3 protein-coding genes are annotated in these 4266 nt (G+C 69.1%); 2 read left to right on the plus strand and 1 reads right to left on the minus strand.

The window, feature by feature from the left end; translation table 11 throughout:
* Positions 1-236 precede the first annotated feature (236 nt).
* Together I6U14_RS13565 and I6U14_RS13570 are read left to right on the plus strand one after the other, a co-directional pair.
* Complete coding sequence (locus I6U14_RS13565) at positions 237-1046, plus strand: BPSS1780 family membrane protein (RefSeq protein WP_296900054.1); 810 nt, start codon at positions 237-239, stop codon at positions 1044-1046.
* A 4-nt stretch (positions 1047-1050) separates the two neighbouring features.
* A complete protein-coding gene (locus tag I6U14_RS13570; protein WP_296900055.1) occupies positions 1051-3471 on the plus strand; it encodes a penicillin acylase family protein in 2421 nt (806 codons plus the stop codon).
* A gap of 97 nt (positions 3472-3568) precedes the next feature.
* Here the strand turns inward: I6U14_RS13570 and I6U14_RS13575 are convergent, their stop codons facing one another.
* Positions 3569-3910 (minus strand): TusE/DsrC/DsvC family sulfur relay protein, encoded by a 342-nt coding sequence (locus tag I6U14_RS13575; protein WP_296900056.1) that lies wholly within the window; start codon positions 3908-3910, stop codon positions 3569-3571.
* Between the last annotated feature and the right edge of the window lie 356 nt (positions 3911-4266).

Raw genomic sequence — 4266 nt, forward strand, 5'->3', positions numbered from 1 at the left:
GGTGGGGTGGGGGGGAGGTGTGGTGTGGGGGTCATCTGCGGCCCGCCGGCACACGCGTGGGGGGGGGGTGCCGGGCGCCAGGCCGGAAGGGGGCGGGCGCGCGCCGGCCCGGCGGGGATCCGGCCAGCGGCGGCAGGGGTGCTGCGCGGACACCGGCGGCGCCCGCTGCGCCCGCAGACGACCCCTATGCCCGGCCCCGGGGCGACCTCTCCCCGTCCGCGGACGACGAGGGGCCAATGCCCGGCCCCCAGGCAGTGCCGGCGGGCCATGGCTTGCTCTGGATCAAAGATGCCTACGCCCTGGTGCGCAGCAGGCCGGGCACCTGGCTCACCGCAATCATGCTCATCTATCTGATCAATTTCGCCGTCGGTATCGTCCCGGTGGTCGGAAGCCTGGTGGGCTTTGTGCTCGGCCCGATCTTCGGCGGCGGCGTGATGGCCGGCGCCCGTGCATTGGACCGCCAGGGCATCGCCCGCACCGGCATGGTCTTCGACGGTTTCTCGGGGCCTGCGGCACAACTGGCGCTGGTGGGGGTGTTGTACCTGCTTGGTGTCTTCCTCGTGATCTTCGGCGCCGGGATCATCGCCATCGGTGCTGGCGCAGTGACCCCGGCCGGACTCCAGGCCCTGTCCAGCGGTGATGCAGAGGCCGCCGCCGTGGCACTGGCGCCCGCCGCGCTCGCGGTGCTCTTTCTGGCCGCCACAGCGCTGCTGATCCCGCTCCTCATGGCGTACTGGTTTGCGCCCGCGCTCGTGATGCTGGAGGACATGACGGCCACGGAGGCGATGCAGGCGAGCTTTCGCGGCTGCTGGATGAACATCATGCCCTTCCTGATCTACGGCCTGTGCATTCTCGGCGTCATCATGGCCTTTTCCGTGGGCATCGGACTGGTGGCGGTCATCGGCGGCAGTGTCCTCGGGCCTGCGGCGGGGCTGCTCGGCTTCGTGCTGATCATGCTGATGGTGCCGCTGATGCTCGGCTTCGCGGCGGTGGCCATGGTCTCGCAATACACCGGTTACCGCGACATCTTCCGCCTTGCCGGGTGATGGGATGCGCCGCTGGCTCTTCATCGGCCTGACGGTGCTGTCCCTGCTGGCGGCGGCAGCGGCCGGCGGTGTCTATTGGCTGGGCAAGCGCGCCGAGCCGCGCTATGCGGGCGAGCTGGCGCTCCCGGGCCTCGGAGCACCCGTCACTCTGACCTTCGGCGCGCATGCCGTACCCAGCATCGAGGCCGGCACGGTGGACGACGTGGTCTTCGCCCAGGGCTATATCGTCGCCGCCGAGCGCATGTGGCAAATGGATATCCTGCGCCGGCTGGCTGGCGGGCGCCTCGCCGAGGTCTTCGGCGCCGCGGCGCTGCCGGCGGATCGTTTCTATCGCACCATGGGGCTGCCGCTGGCGGCGCACGAGGCCTATGCGGCCCTGGAGCCCCAATACCAGCGCCTGTTGCGCCGCTACGCCGCCGGCGTCAATGCCTACATCGAGCAGGCCCGCGGCCGGCTGCCGCTGGAGTACCTCATCGCCGGCTTCCAGCCAGCGCCTTGGCAACCGGAGGACAGCCTCGTCATCGGCGAGTACATGGCCTGGATCAACAGCGTCAACCTGCGCGAAGAGCTGTCCTTCCTCAAGCTCGCCGCCCGCCTCGGCAACGCGCGGGCGTTGGAGCTCTTCCCGGTGGACGTGGGACTGCCGGCACCCGTCACGGCCCGGGCACTGCCGGACTATCAAGATCTGGCCCAGCCGGCTGGCCCGGAAACGGCACAGGCGGAGCCCTTGCCCTTCGCGCTGCGCGGCGGGGCCAGCAATATCTGGGCTGTGACCGGCAGCCGCACCGCGGACGGCACCGCATTACTCGCCAACGACCCGCACCTGGGTCCGTCGACGCCCGCCATCTGGTACGAGCTGGAGCTCATCGCGCCCGGCCTGCACGTGGCCGGTCTGGCTCTGCCCGGCGTGCCGCTGGTGCTGCTGGGTCACAATGCGCATTTGGCCTGGGGCATGACGACGGTGACGGCGGACACCCAGGATCTCTTCGTCGAGGACCTCAACGCCACCCATGACGCCGCCCGCCGCCCCGACGGCTGGGAGCGCGTGCGAGTACGCACCGAATCCATCCCGGTGAAGGACCAGGCGGAGCCGATAGCACTCGAGATCCGCTCCACCAGCCACGGTGTGCTCATCGACGATGTCATCGGCGCCGATAACCCCGAAGGCCTGCCGACGGTGCGCATCGGCGATGCGCTGGCGCTGCGCCGCAACCTGGAGGTGCCTGAGCGTGCGCTGGCGGGCCTCTGGCGGCTCAACACCGCAACCACGGTCGCCGAGGCACGCGCGGCCGGGGCCGACCTTCGGCATGTGTCGCAGAACCTGGTCATCGCCCATCGCGACGGCAGCATCGGCTGGCAGGTGACGGGCACCCTGCCGGTGCGCGGCCGCGGCAGCGGCATGTTGCCGGTGCCGGGCTGGAAGCCAGACTATGGGTGGCGCGGCTGGCAGCCGTTCGCGGCGAACCCCGGCGCCACGAACCCACCGGACGAGCGGCTGGTGAATGCCAACAACCGCAGCGTGCCGCCGCCTGAGGCGAGCGCCGTCGGCCACAGCTGGCTGCCGCCTTACCGCGCCGAGCGCATCACAGAGCTGCTCGATGGCGCGGGCACGCTGGATGCCGCGTCCGTTGCCGCGCTGCAGGCGGACCGGGAGAGCATCCGTGCGCGGGTCTTCATGGCCTCGCTGCGCGAGACCCTGCCGGAGCTCGAGGCACTGGACCCGGAGGCGGCGCGCATTGCCGAGGCGGAGCTGCTGCATTGGCGGGGCGACTTCCCGCCGGACAGCCGCGCGGGCGCCCTGTTCGGCTTGCTGCTGCCGGCGCTCTACGGGGCCCTGTACGGCGACGAGCTCGGTGACGACCTGCGGGTGCTGATGCAGCTCGACACCAACACCTATGGTCCACTGGACGAGGCCCTGCGCAGCGGGCGGTCCAGTTTTTGGGACGATGTGACCACACCGCAGGCACAGGAGGGGCCGGCGAATGTCTGGCGCGAGGCGGTGCACTCTGCCCGAGCTCGGCTCGACGAGCTGTTGCCGAGCGGACCGCAACGCCTGGACCGGCTGCGGGGCGTCACTTTCACGCATGCGTTCGCCGGCCAGCCCTGGCTCGGGCGCCTGTTCAGCATCGGCCCTGTGGGTCTCGGCGGCGACAATGCGACGGTGAACGTGGCCAATGCCTCGGTGCTGGCACCGCGGCAAATCGGTTACATCCCGTCCATGCGGGTGGTGTACACGCCGTCCGACTGGTCCGCCACCCGCGGCACCCTGCCGCTCGGGCAGTCGGGGCATCGGTTTTCACGCTATCGAAATGACCAATTGGACGACTGGCTCGCGGTGACGAGCCACCCCTGGCCGTGGGGTGGGCCGGCAACGGGCACCGAGCGGGGAACGCTGCGGCTGCTGCCTGCGGGTGCGGTGGATTAGCGGGGCGAAGCGCTAGGCGCCTATCAAGGCAGCGTCGCGAAGCAGCGCTTCGCGACGAGGGTCCGCAAGGCTTAGTCGTGGGCGCGCCCGGGCAGGATCAGCAGGAGTGGCAGTAGTAGTCCGGCAGCCCGGCGATGCGGCAGGCTTGCTTGCAGCCGCCGGCAGGGAAGAGGCTCTCGAGGTTTTTGCGCGTGCAGGGGGTATGCCGGGACACCTCGTGACCGATGGCCCGGATGACGACCTTTGGCGACGGCGGCATCTCGTGGAAGGCGTAATACTCGCGCAGGAAGTTGATCACGCTCCAGTGACAGTCGGTGAGGCTCAGCCCCTCCTCGGCGGCCAATGCCTCGGCCACCTCGTTGTCCCAGTCCCCGAAGCTCGCCAGATGTCCTTTCTTGTTGAAGTGGACCTCGCGACCGGCGATCTGAACGGCAGTCATGCAGTATCTCCTCCACCCGCAGGTGGTCGTTGGGCGTCGCGCCCGGCGTCGACCCGGGCAGGTGGTCTCGATTGGCTTATTAGAAGATTTGAAAGTGGTGGAACAGGTGCCTTGCGACCTGTCAAGGAAATATAGAACAGCGCGACGGCCGCCTGGGGCCTAATTCATAGACCTGGATCAATCGCGGGTCGATTCTTTAGGGAAGCGCCGATTTATTGGCGCTTCCCGCGCGGGGCAGGACGCCCCGCCATTTTCGGCGACGCAAGTCGCTGAAAATGCAGGAGCCGGGAAACCGCGTTTTCCGGCTCCGTCTGATTTTTGGGCAGGATGCCCAATAAATCAGCGTCTCCCTAAGA

Origin of the sequence: Thiohalocapsa sp. (genome assembly GCF_019695415.1) — a bacterium.
In the GTDB taxonomy this organism is placed as follows: Bacteria; Pseudomonadota; Gammaproteobacteria; order Chromatiales; family Chromatiaceae; genus Thiohalocapsa.

Excerpts from the sequence above, each read along its gene's own strand:
- I6U14_RS13565 (WP_296900054.1), top strand. The coding sequence starts at position 237 with ATGCCCGGCCCCCAGGCAGTGCCGGCGGGCCATGGCTTGCTCTGGATC.
- I6U14_RS13575 (WP_296900056.1), bottom strand. The coding sequence starts at position 3,910 with ATGACTGCCGTTCAGATCGCCGGTCGCGAGGTCCACTTCAACAAGAAA.
- I6U14_RS13570 (WP_296900055.1), top strand. The coding sequence starts at position 1,051 with ATGCGCCGCTGGCTCTTCATCGGCCTGACGGTGCTGTCCCTGCTGGCG.